This window comes from Pseudomonas sp. SIMBA_067 (assembly GCF_046534675.1).
GTDB lineage: Bacteria > Pseudomonadota > Gammaproteobacteria > Pseudomonadales > Pseudomonadaceae > Aquipseudomonas > Aquipseudomonas putida.
The window spans coordinates 1-367 of sequence record NZ_JAWRYH010000109.1; the positions used below are offsets into that span (position 1 = coordinate 1).

1 pseudogene is annotated in these 367 nt (G+C 51.2%); it reads left to right on the forward strand.

The annotated features are described in order from the left end of the window. Positions 1 to 367 (forward strand): annotated as a pseudogene (fusA, locus tag SB765_RS28295) (elongation factor G); the annotation flags it as partial.

The following is a 367-nucleotide window of genomic DNA, read 5'->3' on the forward strand; positions in this document are numbered from 1 at the left end:
GTTCGAACCCGAAAGGCTACGAATTTGTCAACGACATCAAAGGTGGTGTGATTCCTGGTGAATACATCCCTGCGGTTGACAAAGGTATCCAGGAGCAGCTGAAATCAGGCCCTCTGGCTGGTTACCCGGTTGTGGATCTGGGCGTGCGTCTGCACTTCGGTTCTTACCACGATGTCGACTCCTCAGAACTGGCGTTTAAACTGGCCGCGTCTCTTGCCTTCAAACAAGGCTTTAAACAAGCGACACCTGTTCTGCTTGAACCTATCATGAAGGTTGAAGTTGAAACGCCAGAAGAGAACACGGGTGATGTCATCGGTGACCTTAGCCGTCGTCGTGGTATGCTCAAAGGGCAGGAATCTAACGCTAC